We start from the raw sequence: 17,111 nt of genomic DNA on the forward strand, positions 1-17,111 counted from the left end.
AAGGGGGCTAAATGGATCGATTGAGCATTCTGCAGCTCTCTTTGCATGGGAGCGTGGTGGGTCATCTTGCGGGTTATTCCCATGGCAAGAATATCCTGCTGTTCGATGATGAGTTTCGCCACAACCCTGAGCGGCCAACGCTTAGTCTGATTACGCACCCTAATTTCCCTAAATCTGAAGAGATTTTAGCGAGAGACTGGTCGAGGCACCAACGGTTGCATCCTCTGTTATCTAATCTGCTGCCTGAAGGTGCGCTGCGTGAACTGCTCGCGCATAGTTTGAAAACCCATATTGACCATGAGTTCTCTCTTCTAGCATGGCTTGGTCTTGACCTTCCCGGCGCTCTCATCGCACGCCCACTCTCACCAGACAACATCCCGGCGAAGGTACTGTCTCGGTTGCCACACGCACGACCTGAAACAATTGAGTATCCACCGGTACTAGCGTCCGGTAATAAGTTCTCGTTGGCTGGCGTACAGATGAAGTTCTCTATGAAGGAGAAAGATGGCCGTTATAACCTGATCCATAGCGCCGTTAGTGATGGCAATGAGGAGTTGGGTGAGTGGATCATCAAAACGCCCTCCACCCAGCATGCTTACGTTCCCTTAAACGAATTTTCGGCAATGCAACTGGCGGCCCTTGCTGGCATCGATATGCCGGAAACTCGCTTGGTCGCACTCGATACGTTAGACAATCTGCCTGCTATCCGATTGCCAGAAGAGCCCATGGCGTTTGGTATCAAGCGTTTTGATCGCCAGCGCGGCTTGCAGGGTACCGAGCGCGTTCACATGGAGGATTTTGCTCAAGTCTTGGCGAAATATCCCCATGAAAAGTATGGCTCGGCTAGCTATGATCAAATCGGCCGTATTCTGTACCAGTTTTCCGGTGATGCCATTGCGGATGCCCAGCAGTTTGCCCGACGCCTGCTGGTAAACATTTTGCTTGCCAACGGCGATGCTCACTTAAAAAATTGGAGCCTTTTGTACTCTGATCGCTACACGCCACGGCTATCACCCGCTTACGATATTGTGACCACCAGCGTATATATGGACAACGAACGTACTACTGCGCTTAATTTGGCTGGCCAAAAAGCGTGGTATCAAACCTCCATGGAAAGCTATCAGCAGTGGGCTAAAAAAGCCGACATTCCTTGGCGTTTAATCAAGCCCCACCTAGATGACACGCTTGATAAAGCCCGCTCCTTGTGGCCTCAAGCACTGGCGGAGCTACCAATGCATGAACCTCATAAGCAGGCACTGCGTGAACATTGGCAGCGTCTCCATACTGATTTTCGTCTGCTTGGCGGTTAACAGCGGTTTTTAGTAGCTGAAAACATCACTCAATATTCTGGATTTGCTCCCTCATCTGCTCGATCAACACCTTCAACTCCACCGCACAGCGGGTCGTCTCTGCCACCACGGATTTTGACGAGAGCGTGTTGGCTTCGCGGTTGAGTTCCTGCATCAGGAAATCCAGGCGGCGACCTTTGGGGCCTTTCTGGGCGAGCTGGTGGCTCACTTCTTCTATATGCGCGGTCAGGCGGTCTAGTTCTTCATCCACATCAGCTTTTTGTGCCACCAGCACCAGTTCGGCCTCCAGGCGTTGGGGATCGAGTTCAGTTTTGGCAACCTCCAAGCGTTCCAGCAGTTGGGCGCGTTGGCGTTCCAGGATCTGCGGTAACAGGCTGCGCACTGTGGCTACCTGCTCACTTGCCGCCGCCAGGCGGGTGGTGATCATTTCGGCCAGCTTGTCGCCTTCACGGGCGCGGGCGTCAATCAGCTCATCCAGCGCTTGGTCAAACAGCGCTTTGGCGGCGGCTTTGATGGCGTCTTGATCCAGGTGCTGGGTTTCCATTACGCCGGGCTGATTGAGAAGCGCGAGCGTGGTGGGCGGCACGGCGCTGGGCACCTGCTGCTGAATGGCGGCTAGGGCGTCGGCAATCTCTTTTAACCGCTGGACGTTCACCGCCGGCGCTTGAGCGGTGTCGGCGCTCTCGAACCGCACGCTGCACTCCACTTTGCCACGGGCCAGGCGAGTACGCAGTGCTTCGCGCAGCACCGGTTCTAAATCCCGTAGGCTTTCATGTAGGCGAAAATGTGGCTCTAAGTAACGCTGATTCACCGAGCGAATTTCGACCTGCAGGGTGCCAAAGGGGGCGGCCTGCTCGGTGCGGGCGAAGGCAGTCATGCTGTGCGTCATGGAAAAACCTGTAGAGAGATTAGCGTGTTGGAAGTGTAGAGCATTCGCTAACACTCTTGTTTGAATTGACGCGTCTATTTATTCGATACGTTGAATACTGAGCCAAAGTACGGAAATCAAACACCCATGATGTCTGGCTGCACCTCAATAAGCAGACTGGCATCCGGCGATGGCGTATCCATCACCTCGAAGACGCGGTCGATCATCTCGCCCACGTTTTGTCGTGCCATGATCAGGTGAGGGTGAAACGCAGCGGCCAGCGGGTCCCAGTCAAAGCAGCCAACAATCATATCGTCAAGCTGATAGCCGCCCCGCTGTAGCCAGCGCACGATTCCCTCAAGCGAAATCGTTGAGTTGACGAACATCGCGCTGGGAAGCGTAGCGCGGTGGCGCATATACGCCTCTAGCGCGACCTGGGCCTTATCGGCGGCATAGTCGCAGGGAATGATGTCTGCCTCCGAGGTGGAAAGCCCGCGTTCAGCGCGAGCCTGGGTAAATCCGGCAATCCGCTCGCGGGTATTGTGATCCTCCGCACGGCCACCAATAAACAGGATGGCGTTGTCACTTGGCGCTTGGCTGGCTAGCTGATCGAGAATGGCGTGGGTCAGCTTTTGCGCGCCCTCCCTGTTATTGGAAATAATCGAGGGGGCCTTACCGCCGGGCAAATCCAGGTTAATACTCGCCACTCCGCTCTCATCGCACATCGCTGAAATCGTGTCGGGATCAGTGGCCCCGGTACTGACTAAACATTCGACCCGGTAGGCGAGCATCATGCGCGCCGCCTCGCGCTCTTGGGTCGGGTCGCGGTTGGTACAAGCGACAATCGCAAACAGCCCACGGCGCCTCGCCTGGGCTTCGAAATGTTGGGCAATCGAGCTGAAATAGCGGTTGTCGTAGAGCGGCAGAATCATGCCAATAATCCCCGAACGCTCCCGGCGCAGCGCACGGGCCTGCATGTTGGCTGAATAGCCTTCCGCTTGGGCGAGGGAAAGAATTTTGCTAGCCAGTTTTTTGCTGATGCGACGGCGCTGCCAAGTGCCGTTGAGCACGGCACTGACGGTACTAGGCGACGTTTCTGCCAACCTCGCTAAGTCGTAAATAGTCAGCCGCTTGGATGAAGAGTCGCTAACCACGGGGCAGCTCCTTGCGATTAGATAAAAGTAGCATTGACGTGATGAAGGAATAGATCAATCCTACATATTGCACAACCGATTGTGCACGCTCGGTTAAATGACAATAACGATAGCGATGATGCATCGCTTAGGTACCACTCACCGTATCCAGCACTGTGTAAAGTTTCTGTGCATTAAATTCCTATGCATTGTGAGGCTCCAAAGCGTCTGCGTCATTTCATTTGACCATGGCGCAACGTACAGCAGCACTATTAAAGCGCTTCAATGCACACTATTCCACTGACTGGGTTAGCCAACAGCAAGCAGGAAATCACAATGAAATACAAAGCACTTCTTACCGCGGCTACGCTAACAGGCATTATCGGCAGCACCGGCGCAATGGCTCAGGAGTCTCCTACTATCGCCGTGGTCGCGAAGGTGGGTGGCATCCCCTGGTTCAATGCCATGGAGATGGGCATTGAGCAGATGGGTGAAGAGCTGGGTGTCGAGGCCTATATGGTGGGCCCCACCAGCGCAGACCCGGCCCTGCAGGTACGCGCGATTGAAGATCTGATCAGCCGCGGTGTTGATGTCATCGGCGTGGTGCCCAACGACCGTGAAGTACTGGAGCCGGTGCTTGAGCGCGCGCGTGAGCAGGGCATTATTGTGCTGACCCACGAAAGCCCTGAGTCAGTGAATATCGATTACGACTTTGAAATGATTTCGGCGCAGCAGCTCGGCGAAGAGCACGCCAAACTGCTTGCTGAGACCACAGGCTGTGAAGGCTCCTACGCCGTCTATGTGGGCGGACTGAGTGTGCCTGCACACAACGCCTGGGCGGATGCGGCGGTGAACTGGCTGGATGAAAACTGCGCAGGCTTGACCCAAGCGGCGGAACGTTTTGGTGTGGCCGAGAGTGTCGACGATAGCCGTAATACCACCCTTGATCTGCTGCGCGCTCATGATGACCTGGCCGGTATTATGTCGTTTGGCAGCCAAGGCACCATCGGTGCCGCTCGTGCGGTTAAAGAGCGTGGCTTAGAGGGCGACGTCGCCGTAATGGGGCTTTTCTCACCGGGTCAGGGGCGTCGTTTGGTGCATGAAGGAGTCATTACGGGTGGTTTCCAATGGAGCCCGCTGGAAGCAGGTAAAGCGTTCGTCGCCCTCGGTGAGATGCTCTATAACGGCGAAGAGATTACCGATGGGGCTGAGCTTCCGGTGCTCGGCGAAATCACCCTGGACGGCCACACAATCTTTGCCTCCCAGCCACTGGAGCTCAATAAAGAGACCGTGGATGAGCTGGCAGAGCTCGGCCTGTAAAACCACGCTTATTCATTTGGTGTAAACGCTGCCGCGCTCAATGAGCGCGGCAGTTATGTTAAGAGAGCCGTCATGTCTAGAGAGGAGCCGCCGATGAGCGAGATCGCGATTCGAGCGCGTCATGTTAGCAAGGTATTCGGGCAAAGCAGGGTGCTGGATGATGTCGAATTCGAACTTCGCCGCGGTGAGGTTATGTGCCTGGCGGGCGAAAATGGCTGCGGCAAAAGTACCCTCATTAAAATTATCAACGGCGTTTACAAGCCCGAGCCGGGTGTTGAGTTCACCTTTGGTGATGAAACCCTCTCTGCCATTAGCCCGCTGGAGGCGCGCGGCCGAGGCATCCACGTCATCTGGCAGGATCTGGCGCTCTTTCCACACCTCACTGTCGCGGAAAATATCGTCTTTGATGACTACGTTTCTAAGCCGTGGCAGCCCATTTCGTATAAAAAGGCGCTGCAGCAATCACGTGAGATTATTCAGCAGTTTGGTTTGAAACTGGATCCCACGGCCCGTGTTGAAGACCTTTCGATTGCCCGCCGCCAGTTGGTCGCCATTTGCCGCGTGCTGCGCGCAGGGGCCAGCATTATTTTTATGGATGAGCCCACCGCCTCGCTCACCTACAAAGAGGTGCAGGCGTTGTTGGCGATTACCCGCTCGCTAGCAGAAAAGGGCATTTCTATTGTGCTGGTCAGCCACCGCTTGGCGGAAGTGCTGGAAGTGTGCCAGCGGGTAACCGTACTGCGTAACGGCCAACTGGTGGGCACTTATCCCACCGAGGGAATGACCCAGGCGCGGCTCTCCACGCTGATGACCGGTCTTGAACTGAAGCTCACCCCCCGGGCTGAAACGCATACAGGCGCAACAGTACTGGAGCTTAAGCAACTGACTCGTGAAGGCGAGTTTGCAGATGTCTCTTTTACCCTGCACCGCGGGGAAATTCTCGGCTTAACCGGCTTGCTGGGCGCGGGACGCACCGAAATCGCCCACACCATTTTTGGCATGACAAAGCCCACATCGGGCGAGATTCACAAGGATGGTCAACTGCTCAAGCTGCGCTCCAACCGCGACGCCGTGCGCCATAAGATCGCTTACCTCTCGGAAGACCGGCTCCATCTTGGCCTGGTGCAAAACCAGTCGATCAATATGAATACCGCTGTGACAGTGCTGCCGATGCTTGAGCAACCGCGCTTTTTTCTCTCTCCCCAACGCATTAAGGCGCTCACCGCGCGCTGGATAGAGCGGCTTAAAACCAAGGTAAGTGATGCTGAACTGGCAGTCTCGTCGCTCTCTGGCGGCAACCAACAGCGCATTGCGCTTGCCAAGTGGCTGGCGACCGAGCCCGATGTGCTGATTCTCGATTGCCCAACGATTGGCGTCGATGTGGGAGCTAAAGCGGGGATCTTCGAGATCATCCGCGGTCTTGCCGACCAGGGCGTGGCGATTATTTTGATCTCCGACGAAGCGGGGGAAATCTGGATGAATACTGACCGCGCGCTGGTACTGCGCGAGGGGCGCATCGCTACCGAGGTGATCCCCTCTGAAACCACGGAAGAAGCGCTGGAGGCGATCATCAATGCGTAACCTGTTATCACGCCAACGTATCAGCACTGAAGGGGTGCTGCTGGGCATCATTTTAGCGCTCTCGGCGGTGCTGGCACTGATCACCGACAGTTTTTTAACTGTTCAGAACCTGTTTGACCTACTTAACAATCAGTCGGTCAATATCATTTTTGCCGTGGGGTTGGTGGTCGTTCTCATCGCGGGGGGCATCGATATCTCCTTCGCGGTGGCGGCTTCGGTGGTGCAGTACGTGGTGATGACGCTGCTCATTGACACCCTGGGCGGCGGCAGCTGGCCGCTAGGCATCCTACTCTCAATGCTGGTGGGCACTCTACTGGGGTTGTTTAATGCGCTGCTCATCCACCGTTTTCGTATTGTCTCGATTATCGTCACCATTGGCACCTTTAACCTATTTTTCGGGCTATTGATGTACTTCACTGGCGGGGTATCGATCTACGCTATTCCCGACTGGCTCTACTACTCAATTCCTCTGCTCGACCTACCCGCCGAGCGCGGTTCGGCCACGCTCTACTTCCCCGCCGCCGTCATGGCAGTAATGGTCTTACTCACTTGGTTCATTCTGGCTCGCACTGGCTTCGGGCGTGCTGTGTATGGCTTTGGCTCAAGCCCCGAGGCCGCCCGCCGTTCGGGCGTGAGTGTGTGGAAAATTCACGCCTTCGCTTACGGCTGGCTGGGGCTATGCGCAGGCGTGGCAGGCCTTATGCAGGCGCATATTGTGCAAGAGGTGGTGCCCAACGCCTTGATCGGCCAGGAACTGCCGATTTTAGCCGCGGTAGTGCTCGGAGGGGCAACGTTAGGTGGTGGGCGCGGTTCGGTGCTCGGTGCGGTGCTTGGCGTGCTGCTGCTCGCCGTGGTGCAAAACGGCCTTAACCTGCTGGGCGTAACGCCCTACGCTTTCCGCATGATTGTCGGGTTGATTATTTTGATCGCGATCACGACCAGTAATCTGGGCAACCTGTTGCCCCGTTCAACCAGGGCGCAAAACGTATGAATAAGCCGCTGAACACGCCATCCAGTGCTGGCATACGCCTGGGTGGCGATACCATCGAAGTGATGGCCATGACGGCCCTTTTGATCATCAGCATCGTGTTTTTCTCGCTTCTGGCCCCGGGGTTTCTCTCCGCGACTAATTTCAGTTCCATGTCGATGCAGTTGCCAGAGCTTGGGCTACTGTCGCTGGCAATGCTGGTACCGATTATTTCCGGCGGGCTCAACCTCTCGGTTACTTTTACCGCCAATATTGCCGGGCTCACCACCGCCTGGCTGGTACAGGGGCTGCTGGCGGGGTTGGGCATACTCAGTGTTCCCATGGCGATTATGGTCGGGCTCGTCGTGGGCGCTGCCGCCGGCTTTTTAATCGGCGTTATCGTCGCCTATGTGGGTGCGCATCCCATTCTGGTGTCGCTAGGTGCGATGATTTTTCTCCAGGGTGTGGGCGAGTTTTTAACTCGCGGCGGCGGTATTTCAGGTATGCCTGAGGTATTTCAAACCATCGGTAGCGGAAGCTTTCTGGGCGTGCCAATTCCCATGCTGATCTTTCTCGCCGCCGCCGCTGGGCTGATGTACGTGATGCACTTTACCCGCACCGGGTTCTCGATCTATATGCTCGGCTCCAATCCCCGCGCTACCGAGTACTCGGGTATTAACGTCAAGCGCGTGCTGATCACCGTCTACACGATTTCCGGTCTGCTCGCCGGCCTCGCAGGTATGGTGATGCTCGCCCGCTTTAACTCCGTACGCGTAGGCCACGGCGAGAGCTACCTACTGATTACCGTGCTGGCCTGTTTTCTGGCCGGGGCGAACCCATTTGGCGGCTTTGGCCGCGTACTCCCCCTGGTGCTGGGTTTGATGAGCCTGCAGGTAATCGCCTCGGGTATGAACCTGATGGGCGCCAGCCAGCATTTGTCCACAGCGGTGTGGGGAGCTTTTCTAATTATTGTAATGGCAGTGCGTATGCCATTTATTAAACAGTCTTGAGTAAGGTTTTCCATGAGTCATCAAGAACATGTTCTAGGCATCGATATCGGCACTGGCAGCGCCCGGGCGGGCATTTTCACGCTTGATGGCGTGATGCTGGCCGAAGCGAAAACCCCTATTGCGATGCATCGCCCTGCCGAGCACCACGTTGAGCAAAGCTCCACGGATATCTGGCGCGCGGTATGCAGCGCGACCCGGCGCGCCCGCGAGGCTGCCGGTGTAGCGCCCGATTCCATCACCAGCATGTCGGTAAGCGCCACCTGCTCGCTCGTCCTTCTGGATCAGCAGGGTCAACCGCTTGAGCTCTCACCCGGTGATGAAGCGTGGAATATCATTGTCTGGATGGATCACCGTGCAACCGCCGAAGCCGCTGAGTGCACGGCCACCCACGCCGCGCCACTGGCTAACTTGGGTGGCTTCATGTCCCCCGAGATGCAGATGCCCAAACTGATGTGGCTCAAGCGCCACCGTCCAGAGCTTTATGCCCAGATTGGCTACGCCGGTGATCTTGGCGACTGGCTGGGCTTTAAATGCACGGATTCCACCGAGCGTTCGGTGTGCATGCTCGCCTGCAAGTGGACGTTTGATCCTCGCCCTGGTCATGGCTGGGATAAAGATTTTCTAGCTCAGATAGATATGCAGGATGTTCTTGAGCGCGCACGGCTGCCTGACCAAGCGCGGCCCGTTGGGGTAACACTGGGGCAATTGACAGAAGCAGCGGCGGCAGAGCTGGGTCTAACCACCGGCTGCACCTTTGCAGTGGGCATGATTGATGCCTATGCCGGAGCGCTCGGCACGTTAGGAAGAAGCCTCTCTGATGCTCCCGAGCGTCGTCTTGCCGTGATAGGCGGCACCTCCACCTGCCATATCGGCGCCCAGCCCGAACGGCGCGAGGTGCCCGGCGTGTGGGGCCCTTATCCCGGCGCGTTGTGCAGCGGTTTTGTCGCCAACGAAGGCGGGCAGAGTATTACCGGCGCGCTGCTAGATCACCTGGCAGCGCTGTTTTCGGCAGGCAATGAGTTTGGCGAGGATATTCACGGAGCGCTCTCCGAGTTGCTGCTTGAACGCCTGGAAAACGGCGACCCTGCGCCACATACCCACGTCTGCCCTGACTTTATCGGTAACCGCTCTCCGCTAGCAGATCCGGACATTCGCGGCGCGATTACCGGGCTCACGCTAGATACGCCGCGGGAGAGCTTTATTAAGGTCTACTGGGCTGCCGCCACCGCGCTGGTGTATGGCACCCGTGCGATTATCGAGCGGCTGAACGCGCATGGTTACGCCATTGATACCTTGCACTTAAGCGGTGGTCATGGCCGCTCGGCCTTGCTACGCAAGCTCTATGCCGACGGTACCGGCTGCCGAGTTATCCTTTCTGATGCGCCCGAACCCGTGCTGCTTGGGGCAGCCGTGGCGGCGATGGCGGCAAGGACCAATGGCGACGTCTTGAGCGTTGCGAACGACCTATCCCCGGGCGAGCAGGTATTAGAGCCTGATTCAGGTACATATGAACTGCATGCGGCTCGCTATACTGCCTTCAAAGCGCTCTACACTGGACGCCTCAATTGACATAAATAAAGTAATGCCTTGACGCTAGCTGGGCGTTAAGACAATCAGCGCACTCCCAGACGTGTACAATGAAGGGCTTTTCCTTGTTACGCGTTTATTGAGAGGTACTATTTGTGAGCAGTGCTAAGCGTCCTGATGTTGTGCGCCCCAGCGGCCGCGAGGCCGACCAGCTCCGCGACATTCGCTTAACCCGCGACTACACCCGCCATGCGGAAGGCTCGGTGCTGGTGGAGTTTGGTGATACCAAAGTGCTGTGCAATGCCAGCGTAGAAGCCACTGTACCGCGCTGGCTGCGCGGCAAGAATCAGGGCTGGGTAACCGCTGAGTACGGCATGCTGCCCCGCGCGACGCACTCGCGCAGCAACCGCGAAGCGACTCAGGGTAAGCAAGGCGGCCGCACGCTGGAAATTCAGCGATTGATTGGTCGCAGCCTGCGCGCCGCGGTGAATTTGAAGAAGCTCGGTGAGTTCACCATTACCGTGGATTGCGATGTAATCCAGGCCGATGGCGGCACCCGCACCGCGGCGATTACCGGTGGCTGCGTGGCGCTGATGGATGCCGTTCGCTATCTGCAGCGTGAAAAGAAGATTAAAAGCGACCCCTTCAAGCAGTTGGTCAGCGCCATTTCCGTAGGCATTTATAAAGGCGTGCCGGTGCTGGATCTGGACTACCCGGAAGACAGCAAAGCCGATACCGATTTGAACGTGGTAATGACCGAAAGCGGCGAACTGATCGAAGTGCAGGGTACCGCCGAGGCGGGTGCGTTTACCCGTGCCGAGTTGAACGCGATGCTGGATTTAGCCGAAAAAGCCGGTGATGAGCTGCGCGAGAAGCAGCGCGAAGCGCTGGGTATTCGAGGGTAATGAAAGTGAGGTGTGAGGCGTAAAAAAACAACAGGCCAGCATTTAGCTGGCCTGTTGTTTATCACCCCTGCTAATCAGCAAGGGTGACTGGCGACGCGGGAAAAGTGCGTTGTCTAGCGCTTAGAGCGCTAGGTCGTACTCAATGATTAGCGGTGCGAACTCGGAGAAGGTCGCATCGTAATCAATCCACGCGTCGACCACGTGGCGGCGGAAGTTGGGGCCGACTAACTGATAGTCGATCCGCCAGCCTTCCTGGCGCTCACGGGGCACGTCTTGGTCAAGCTTCGGCCACCAGGTATATTCACCTGCATCACGGTTAATTTCGCGGAAGGTGTCGATAAACCCGGTGGGGCCAAGCACCTGATCCATCCAGGCGCGCTCTTCCGGGCGGAAACCTGAGGTCAGTTGGTTATCCGACCAATTAGCCAAATCGACGGTTTTATGGGCAATATGCCAGGTACCGCAGAGGATGTATTCACGCCGTTTGCGCGACATCTTGGTCAGGTACTCTTGGTACTGCTCCATAAACGCCTGTTTGGCTTTTTGGTCACTTCCATCAGGCATCAAGAAAGAAACGATACTGAAGCGTTCATAATCCGCCTGCAGAAAACGTCCTTCATGGTCACACTGAGGAAACCCAAGGCCATACATAATCGCCTTGGGGATTTTGCGGCAATAGAGTGCCACACCGGAGAAACCATCTTCTTCGGCATCCAGGAAGTAGCCTTCATAGCCTTCCGGATACAGAATATGATCACCCAGTTCAAAACTTTTTGCCTTGATGTTCTGCACGCAGACCACGTCGACATCCTGCTGAGCCAGCCAGTCCAGGAAGCCACGATCGACGGCATCACGAATACCATTGACATTGATGCTGGCAATTTTCATAAATCGTCCCTTTTGCGTCGCTGCTGTATGATACCCGACGTTTAGACGTTTGGGTAAAGGCAGCGAGTAAAACTTGCCATTTACCCTACTTATATTGTTGCTTTCGTGCCGATTTAAACCTAACGCCTAGTGAGGAATGCCGTGGCCACCACTCTACAACCCTACCAGCGCGATTTCATTGCCTTTGCCATTGAGCAAGGCGTGCTTAAGTTTGGCGAGTTTACGCTGAAATCTGGCCGCGTTAGCCCCTACTTTTTCAACGCCGGGCTATTTCAAACCGGTCGGGCACTGGCCAAGCTAGGGCGCTTTTACGCCCAGGCGATTGTCGATAGCGGCTTAAACGCCGATGTACTGTTTGGCCCCGCCTATAAGGGCATCCCGCTGGCAGCGGTCACGGCCGCGGCGCTGGCCGACCATCACGACCGGGATATGCCCTATGCCTTTAATCGCAAAGAGGCCAAAACCCACGGTGAAGGCGGCAATATTGTTGGCGCAGAGCTTGCCGGGGATATATTAATCATTGATGACGTGATTACTGCAGGCACCGCGATTCGCGAAGTAATGACGTTGATTGAGCAGAGCGGTGCCCATGTCGCTGGAGTGATCATTGCCCTTGATCGCCAGGAGCGCGGCCAGGGCGAGCAGAGCGCCATTCAGGAAGTGCAGGCCCAGTATGGCATGGCTGTGGTCAGTATCGTCACCTTAGAGCAAGTACTCACTTACCTTGAAGAGCATGCTGGTGGTGAAATGCTCGCCTACGCCGAAGCGATCAGGGCGTACCGTGACCGCTACGGAATTGCTAACTGATTAGACCGAACCTGCGCCAGCAAACCCTTGCTGGCGCCACGCTTCGTAGCTCACAATAGCGACGGCGTTGGAAAGGTTCAGGCTACGGTTATTGGGTTGCATGGGCAGGCGCAGTTTATGCTCGGCAGTGAGCGCTTCATGCACCTGGGGTGAGAGGCCAGCGGTTTCCGAGCCAAACAGCAGTACATCGCCTGGGGCAAAGTCCGCATCGCTGTAGCTGCGCGTGCCTTTGGTAGTGATCGCCCAGATGCGCCGCCCCTGCATGGTTTGCTGAAAGGCGCTAAAATCCGCGTGGCGAGTGACATTTGCCAGGTCGCGGTAATCTAGCCCAGCGCGACGCAGCTTTTTCTCTTCCAGGTCGAAGCCCAGCGGCTCAATCAGGTGTAACCGGCAACCATTATTGGCCACCAAGCGCATGATATTGCCCGTATTGGGCGCCATACGCGGTTCAAAAAGCGCTACTTCAAACATCTCCACCTGCCTGTTTATCATGCATTCGCCGATTGTAATCGAAAACGCCTAGCAACACTCGTAGAGGACCACCGACGCCATGACGCCTGCCACGCCCAAGAGCATCCTTAGCCGCATTAAAGGGCTAAACCCGCGCCAGCAGGAAGCGGTGCGTTATATCGATGGCCCCTGCTTGGTATTAGCGGGCGCAGGTTCGGGTAAAACCAGCGTGATTACCACCAAGATTGCCTATTTGGTGCAAGAGTGCGGGATGAGCGCGCGCAGAATCGCGGCGGTGACCTTTACCAATAAAGCCGCCCGGGAGATGAAAGAGCGCGTGGGCCAGATGCTCCACGGCAAAGAGGGCCACGGGCTGACGGTCTCCACCTTTCACACCCTGGGGCTGAATATTATCCGCGGCGAGCTGAAAACCCTGGGCTACAAGCCGGGCTTTTCACTTTTCGACCCGGAAGACGCCAAGGCGCTGCTGCGCGATTTGATGAACAAAGATGCCCAGGTGGATGCCGAACAAATCAACGCCGTGCAGAGCAAAATCTCCACCTGGAAGAACGACTTGGTGCTGCCCAGCGATGCGCTCTCGTTCGCGGCTGATGACGATGAGCATTTTGCCGCACGGGTGTATGAAGCCTACGTACGCCATTTAAAAGCCTACAACGCGGTGGATTTCGACGACCTGATTCTGCTGCCGGTGGTATTGCTCAAGAACGATCCGGAAGCGCTCGAGCGCTGGCGGCGCAAAATCCATTACATGCTGGTGGATGAGTACCAGGACACCAACGTCTCCCAGTACCTGTTGGTGAAACTGCTAATGGCGGAGCGCTCCACCTTTACCGTAGTAGGCGACGATGACCAGTCGATTTACGCCTGGCGCGGCGCACGGCCTGAGAACCTGATTACCCTAGGGGAAGATTTCCCGCGCCTGAAAGTGATCAAACTGGAGCAAAACTACCGCTCTACCGCCACGATACTGCGCGCCGCCAACACACTGATCGCCAATAACCCCCACGTTTATGAGAAGACGCTGTGGTCGGATATGGGCGACGGCGCGCCTATTCGGGTGATCGTGAACCGCCATGAAGAAGCGGAGTCTGAGCGGGTCGCCAGCGAAATGCTCACTCGGCGCATCAAAGAGAAAGCCGAATGGCGTGACTTTGCGGTGCTGTATCGCGGTAACTTCCAGGCCCGTTTGCTGGAGCTTAAGCTGCAGCACTACCAAATTCCTTACAAGCTCTCCGGTGGTACGTCGTTTTTCTCCCGCAATGAGATTAAAGACACCATGGCTTATCTGCGGTTATTGATTAATCCCGCCGACGATAACGCCTTTTTACGTATCGTGAACGTACCCCGCCGTGAAGTAGGCCCTGGAACGGTAGAGAAGCTTGCCAACTACGCCACCGAGCGCTCGATATCACTATTTGCCGCTTGCCACGAACTGGGCTTGGAGCAGGTGCTGCCGACTCGGGCCGTAGAGCGCTTAAGCCGATTCACCCACTTTCTCGACGGCGTACGTAAGCGCATGGATCAAGGCGATGCGATTGCCGCCATCCGCGATATGCTGCGGGATATGGATTACGAGGCCTGGCTGTACCAAAACGCCAGCGCGCCCACCGTTGCTGAACGGCGTATGGCCAATGTGTGGATTCTAATTGATCAGTTGGAAAAATCGCTTAACCGCGAACCAGAAGACGATACTGACTCCACCGATACGGAAACCGACGGCGTGGAAGCGGCGATTTCACGCTTGGTACTGCGCGATATTCTGGAGCAGCAGGCGGAAGAGGATGACTCTGATCGCGTGCAGCTACTCACTATGCACGCCTCCAAAGGGCTGGAGTTCCCCCACGTTTATTTGATGGGACTCGAGGAAGACCTGCTACCCCACCGTAACGCCATCGAAGTAGGCACAGTGGAGGAGGAGAGGCGGCTCGCCTATGTGGGCATTACCCGGGCGCGGCGCACGCTAACCTTGACCCTTGCCCGCCAGCGCAAAGCCTACGGTGAGCTGATGGACTGTGCGCCCAGCCGCTTTTTAGACGAGTTACCTGGGGAGGATCTAGAGTGGGAAGGTCGCGCGGATAAAGAGGATCCGGATAAGAAACAGGCCCGCGGCAAAGACGCCATTGCCGGGCTGCGTTCGCTACTGGGGTGAATAATGAACCTGAGGTTATAAAAAATATCCACAGGGCGTTAGCAAAAACACCCTGTGGATAAGATAGCTCAACGTCTCAATTAACTGCGCGAATAAGATTTTTAGACTTACTCGGCTCCAGCGATCATGTGATCGACAATCGCCATGACTTCTTCATCAGAAAGATTGGGGTTGCCGCCTTTGGCTGGCATGGCACCAATACCGTTAATCGCGCTGGCATAAAGCTCGTCAGCACCTTTTTCTAAACGCTCAGCCCAGGCATCCGCATCGCCTATCGCCGGTGCTCCTGCAACGCCGCTGTCGTGGCAAGCGGCACAGCCAGAGCTCGCATAAAGTGCTGCACCGTCTAAGTCGCTACCACCACTCTCGCCTTCGCTTGCCGCCGCGTCTTCTTCACTTGCCGCGTCATCATTAGCGGCGGTTTCTGCTTCGCTAGCCGATTCATCTTCGGAAGCCGCTGTCTCTTCAGTAGCGGCTTCGTCTGTGGTTTCTTCATCTTCAGAAGCCGCCTCGTCGCCACCGCCTAGTTCAGGCACTTCCATGACTGGCTCAACCATGTAGGCAGTTGCTGCTTCCATCTCTTCATCAGAGAGATTGGGGTTACCACCACGAGCAGGCATTGCACCAATACCGTTAATCGAGTGCTCTAGCAGCGTGGCAAAGCCTTGCTCAGTGCGTTCCGCCCAGGCCTCTTCATCGCCACGGATAGGGGCACCCGCAGCGCCGGATTCGTGGCAGGCGCTACATACGTTGCCGTAGATACCCTCACCATCGATATCGCCATCACTGCCGCTATCGCTAGCAGGCGCAGCCGCAGTGCCACAGTCCTGGCCTTGTAAACAGAGTTGCCCTACCGGCGCCAAACGCTCGGCAATCGCATCACGTGCGGCGTCTTGAGCGTAAGCACCTGATGTGCCCGCCATGACGCCGAGGGCCGCCAGCCCGCTCATGATCAGCTTAGCTTTCACTCTCACCACCTCTTGAGTATTGTCATAAATCGTTTTTTTCTTAATCTCTGTCTCAAGCTATCTCAAACGCTCTCTCAAACACTGTCTCAAACCCTATGTGTGGCAGCGCCAACATCAACGATGCACCGCAGAGACGCCAAGACGTGCCTATAGAACTAGTATACCGGCAACGTAAAGCGCAAGAAAATGCTACTAAGCGCGCTTATATGATCCATAGGTACTATCTAGGCTTTATTTTGGCGCTTCGCCCTTCTCGCCATCGCCTTTCCACGCTAATAAACGCTGTTGTGCGTAGCGCACAAAACCGGCCTGCTGATAAAGACGTTTGGCCGGTAAATTGACGTTATCGACTGCCAGCATAACCGCCTGCACACCTGCCTGCTGGGCAAGTTCAAGGGCTTTATTTAATAGCGAACGGCCCAAACCTTGGCCACGCCAACCCGGTATTAGTCCCATGAGCATTAGCTCCCAACGGCCTAGCGCCGGGCGCGGCGCCAGCAATAGCACGCCCACCACACCGCCTTGATAACCAACGGCGTACCAATGCTGCGGTGCCTGGGGATCCTGCTGATAAAACCCCGCCAGTAGCTCCTTAATGGAGAGTACGTCGCGCAGGGGGCGGCTATCCAGTGAATCCTGCCCCACCGCGGCCAGCAGGGCCAACTGTTCTGGTTCTGGAAGTTCTCCAAACGGCTGCAAAGACAGCGGCATCGCTTCATTCATCGCTAAGCGGCGGTGACTGTTGCCGGTTAAATGCTCCAAGCAGGCCAAACGCAGCATGCCATGCTCAACTAACAGCGCTTCTGATACGCATGCCTGGGGTGGAAGCTCCAAGTGGCACAGGCGAATATTGTGCGTTTTTACCCATGCGTGGGCGGCACGCAACAGCGCGTGGATTTGCTCTGCTTCCACACCGGGCAATGGTAACCACAGCTGCGCCATGTTTTCTGGCAGAGGCTGTACCCAGATCGCGCCTTTTATTTGCCCTTCCTGATAGTTTACCAATAGCCCCTGCCACTCTTCGTCTGAGGCCGTCGACATACTCTTTAAAGCAGTGCTGAGCGCCGCCTGCTGCTCAGGGTCATGAGCAGCAGCCAACTGCAGTAGTGCTTCGCGTCGCTTATCGGGTGGGCAAAGCATGACATCTGGGGTGCTTGAGGGGGAATGCGTCATGGCTGATCAATCAAATGCAAAGCTCCGAAGGAGG

At 56.2% G+C, this 17,111-nt stretch carries 15 protein-coding genes; 9 read left to right on the plus strand and 6 right to left on the minus strand.

Translation table 11 applies throughout. From position 1 onward, the window contains the following. The first annotated feature begins 11 nt into the window (after positions 1-11). The gene (locus U738_RS15975) at positions 12-1,310 is read left to right on the plus strand and encodes a type II toxin-antitoxin system HipA family toxin (protein ID WP_035582309.1); all 1,299 of its coding nucleotides are present in this window, start codon (positions 12-14) and stop codon (positions 1,308-1,310) included. A gap of 25 nt (positions 1,311-1,335) precedes the next feature. Here the strand turns inward: U738_RS15975 and U738_RS15980 are convergent, their stop codons facing one another. Then, a complete protein-coding gene (locus U738_RS15980) occupies positions 1,336-2,199 on the minus strand; it encodes a YicC/YloC family endoribonuclease (protein ID WP_035582311.1) in 864 nt (287 codons plus the stop codon). A 116-nt stretch (positions 2,200-2,315) separates the two neighbouring features. Further along, positions 2,316-3,332, minus strand: coding sequence for a substrate-binding domain-containing protein (locus U738_RS15985; protein ID WP_035582313.1), 1,017 nt, complete (start codon positions 3,330-3,332; stop codon positions 2,316-2,318). Positions 3,333-3,647: 315 nt separating this feature from the next. Between U738_RS15985 and U738_RS15990 the strand changes: the two genes are divergently transcribed. From U738_RS15990 to rph, 6 genes are all read left to right on the plus strand, one after another. Further along, positions 3,648-4,631 (plus strand): substrate-binding domain-containing protein, encoded by a 984-nt coding sequence (locus tag U738_RS15990; RefSeq protein ID WP_035582316.1) that lies wholly within the window; start codon positions 3,648-3,650, stop codon positions 4,629-4,631. A gap of 93 nt (positions 4,632-4,724) precedes the next feature. Next, positions 4,725-6,212, plus strand: coding sequence for a sugar ABC transporter ATP-binding protein (locus U738_RS15995; RefSeq protein ID WP_200882494.1), 1,488 nt, complete (start codon positions 4,725-4,727; stop codon positions 6,210-6,212). Then, positions 6,205-7,203: an ABC transporter permease gene (locus U738_RS16000; RefSeq protein ID WP_035582319.1), complete on the plus strand. Its 999-nt coding sequence runs from the start codon at positions 6,205-6,207 to the stop codon at positions 7,201-7,203. Before U738_RS15995 ends, U738_RS16000 begins: the two co-directional genes overlap by 8 nt. Beyond that, on the plus strand, positions 7,200-8,189 hold the full coding sequence (locus U738_RS16005) for an ABC transporter permease (protein ID WP_035582321.1): 990 nt from the start codon (positions 7,200-7,202) through the stop codon (positions 8,187-8,189). Before U738_RS16000 ends, U738_RS16005 begins: the two co-directional genes overlap by 4 nt. Before the next feature lie 12 nt (positions 8,190-8,201). Then, positions 8,202-9,758 carry an FGGY family pentulose kinase gene (locus U738_RS16010; RefSeq protein WP_035582323.1) on the plus strand — a complete coding sequence of 519 codons (1,557 nt, stop codon included), beginning with the start codon at positions 8,202-8,204 and terminating at the stop codon, positions 9,756-9,758. Positions 9,759-9,898: 140 nt separating this feature from the next. Continuing rightward, the gene (gene rph / locus U738_RS16015; RefSeq protein WP_172821725.1) at positions 9,899-10,621 is read left to right on the plus strand and encodes a ribonuclease PH; all 723 of its coding nucleotides are present in this window, start codon (positions 9,899-9,901) and stop codon (positions 10,619-10,621) included. Between the two features lie 120 nt (positions 10,622-10,741). On the opposite strand, the gene U738_RS16020 is transcribed toward rph, so the two are convergent. Next, on the minus strand, positions 10,742-11,509 hold the full coding sequence (locus U738_RS16020; protein WP_007112246.1) for an exodeoxyribonuclease III: 768 nt from the start codon (positions 11,507-11,509) through the stop codon (positions 10,742-10,744). 141 nt (positions 11,510-11,650) lie between these two features. On the opposite strand from U738_RS16020, the gene pyrE reads away from it, so the two are divergent. After that, on the plus strand, positions 11,651-12,316 hold the full coding sequence (gene pyrE / locus U738_RS16025) for an orotate phosphoribosyltransferase (RefSeq protein ID WP_035582329.1): 666 nt from the start codon (positions 11,651-11,653) through the stop codon (positions 12,314-12,316). Here the strand turns inward: pyrE and U738_RS16030 are convergent, their stop codons facing one another. Further along, positions 12,317-12,787: a tRNA (cytidine(34)-2'-O)-methyltransferase gene (locus tag U738_RS16030; RefSeq protein ID WP_035582331.1), complete on the minus strand. Its 471-nt coding sequence runs from the start codon at positions 12,785-12,787 to the stop codon at positions 12,317-12,319. A 79-nt stretch (positions 12,788-12,866) separates the two neighbouring features. Here U738_RS16030 and rep point away from each other — a divergent pair, with 79 nt between their 5' ends. Then, the gene (rep, locus tag U738_RS16035; protein WP_035582333.1) at positions 12,867-14,936 is read left to right on the plus strand and encodes a DNA helicase Rep; all 2,070 of its coding nucleotides are present in this window, start codon (positions 12,867-12,869) and stop codon (positions 14,934-14,936) included. Positions 14,937-15,043: 107 nt separating this feature from the next. Here rep and U738_RS16040 read toward each other — a convergent pair whose 3' ends face one another. Continuing rightward, positions 15,044-15,904 carry a c-type cytochrome gene (locus U738_RS16040; protein ID WP_035582335.1) on the minus strand — a complete coding sequence of 287 codons (861 nt, stop codon included), beginning with the start codon at positions 15,902-15,904 and terminating at the stop codon, positions 15,044-15,046. A 231-nt stretch (positions 15,905-16,135) separates the two neighbouring features. Then, a complete protein-coding gene (locus tag U738_RS16045) occupies positions 16,136-17,077 on the minus strand; it encodes a GNAT family N-acetyltransferase (protein WP_035582337.1) in 942 nt (313 codons plus the stop codon). Between the last annotated feature and the right edge of the window lie 34 nt (positions 17,078-17,111).

Origin of the sequence: Halomonas sp. TG39a (assembly GCF_000744395.1) — a bacterium.
Taxonomy (GTDB): Bacteria; Pseudomonadota; Gammaproteobacteria; order Pseudomonadales; family Halomonadaceae; genus Vreelandella; species Vreelandella ventosae_B.

Excerpts from the sequence above, each read along its gene's own strand:
- U738_RS16000 (WP_035582319.1), top strand. The coding sequence starts at position 6,205 with ATGCGTAACCTGTTATCACGCCAACGTATCAGCACTGAAGGGGTGCTG.
- U738_RS15995 (WP_200882494.1), top strand. The coding sequence starts at position 4,725 with ATGAGCGAGATCGCGATTCGAGCGCGTCATGTTAGCAAGGTATTCGGG.
- rep (WP_035582333.1), top strand. The coding sequence starts at position 12,867 with ATGACGCCTGCCACGCCCAAGAGCATCCTTAGCCGCATTAAAGGGCTA.
- U738_RS16030 (WP_035582331.1), bottom strand. The coding sequence starts at position 12,787 with ATGTTTGAAGTAGCGCTTTTTGAACCGCGTATGGCGCCCAATACGGGC.
- U738_RS16010 (WP_035582323.1), top strand. The coding sequence starts at position 8,202 with ATGAGTCATCAAGAACATGTTCTAGGCATCGATATCGGCACTGGCAGC.
- U738_RS15975 (WP_035582309.1), top strand. The coding sequence starts at position 12 with ATGGATCGATTGAGCATTCTGCAGCTCTCTTTGCATGGGAGCGTGGTG.
- U738_RS16045 (WP_035582337.1), bottom strand. The coding sequence starts at position 17,077 with ATGACGCATTCCCCCTCAAGCACCCCAGATGTCATGCTTTGCCCACCC.
- U738_RS15980 (WP_035582311.1), bottom strand. The coding sequence starts at position 2,199 with ATGACGCACAGCATGACTGCCTTCGCCCGCACCGAGCAGGCCGCCCCC.
- U738_RS16020 (WP_007112246.1), bottom strand. The coding sequence starts at position 11,509 with ATGAAAATTGCCAGCATCAATGTCAATGGTATTCGTGATGCCGTCGAT.
- U738_RS16005 (WP_035582321.1), top strand. The coding sequence starts at position 7,200 with ATGAATAAGCCGCTGAACACGCCATCCAGTGCTGGCATACGCCTGGGT.
- U738_RS15990 (WP_035582316.1), top strand. The coding sequence starts at position 3,648 with ATGAAATACAAAGCACTTCTTACCGCGGCTACGCTAACAGGCATTATC.